This is a genomic window from Paenibacillus sp. P4_E11 (assembly GCF_056401635.1).
Window position 1 is genome coordinate 1 of the sequence record NZ_JBFUIX010000501.1, and the last position, 1,279, is coordinate 1,279.

At 41.8% G+C, this 1,279-nt stretch carries 3 protein-coding genes; all 3 read right to left on the minus strand.

Translation table 11 applies throughout. From position 1 onward, the window contains the following. A partial coding sequence (locus AC1DWB_RS35500) for a LytS/YhcK type 5TM receptor domain-containing protein (RefSeq protein WP_477545765.1) occupies window positions 1–640 on the minus strand: 640 nt, incomplete at its 3' end. Between the two features lie 162 nt (window positions 641–802). Further along, window positions 803–928 (minus strand): AgrD family cyclic lactone autoinducer peptide, encoded by a 126-nt coding sequence (locus AC1DWB_RS35505; RefSeq protein ID WP_477545766.1) that lies wholly within the window; start codon window positions 926–928, stop codon window positions 803–805. 5 nt (window positions 929–933) lie between these two features. Beyond that, complete coding sequence (locus AC1DWB_RS35510) at window positions 934–1,272, minus strand: accessory gene regulator B family protein (RefSeq protein WP_477545767.1); 339 nt, start codon at window positions 1,270–1,272, stop codon at window positions 934–936. Window positions 1,273–1,279 lie beyond the last annotated feature (7 nt).

Here is a 1,279-nt window from a genome sequence, read left to right on the forward strand (position 1 = left end):
GTGCTACCGAAGCTGCCATATCGCTGACAATCTTGATCTTCTCACTCTTGAATACTTCATCTCGCATATGAAAATATTTGTTGAGAAACTCGATTTTATATATGAATATCCCTGCGATAATTCCTTGCAGTACATATACCTCTACAGTGGCAAGAGGCTTATCATGCAATAAATCGAGACGATCAATCCAGGTAAAGTACAACGCGAATGTGACCAACTTAATCAGTGTACCGACCAATACGGCCATGCCGATTTTCCGATAAAGCGTCAGCATAGGGTAGAATCTTAGGGAATAGAGGACAATGGCGATCGTCGGCAGCAATGAAACCGTATACAACCAAGGGTTTGGTGCCCCCTGCAAATACCGATAAATTAGTACAGTCGCGTATAAGGGAACGGTGACTAGTGCACCCCCGTTCAGGGAGCCGATCACGATGACAATGGACCGAAAGTCGTAGGTAATGCCATTCAGTACGACTGGAAAGGACATCGTTAAGATCAAGGCAAAGGCGAAGAGGATATACAACAATAATCGATATAACACCAGGTTATTTTTGATTTTCTGAATATACGGGTAGAACAATAAGGGGAAGAATACAATTAAGATGTTTAACAGGAAATCTTTGAAAACACTTATCATGGATGCCCCCCATGTACGTAGCTCTCGTAGCTCTAATAACTATTACTATATCACACTATGATGCTAGTGATTCGATCTTTGTTGTACCCCGACCCCTTTTTTTCCCAAAATCATAAAATAAACCCGAACCTGTATGGTTCGGGTTTGACGTAATAGCATGAATTACTTTTTCAACAATTCCTTGGGTGCTTTCGGGTTATGTATCATCCATGGACTAGCTACGCTGACGAAGGCAACTGCAACAAGCGATAATACGGACGAAGCGTATTGAGCAGCTATTCTCTTCACATTACTCACCTCCTTTTCGTAAAATGGATTAGTGTAAGGGATTGTACGAAATAACCGATCGCAAGACTTGGACTCTGTATTAAGAAATTACTAGCAACGAGTACACATCCGAATACCTTCAAGTGGTTGTAATACTTCGGCGGAATTCTTGTATGTCCTTCAATATTAACAGGTGCATAAATCATGATCAGCAGTAGGCTGCTAATGGCGAATACGTTCATCACAGATCCTGCTACGGGGATATGGGGGAAAATAACGGCTATACAAGTTGAAGCAATCGTACACTTCACAGAAGAATCCAAATGGAAACCGCCCGTCGCAAATCTCAATAGAATGAATGCCAGTAAGAAG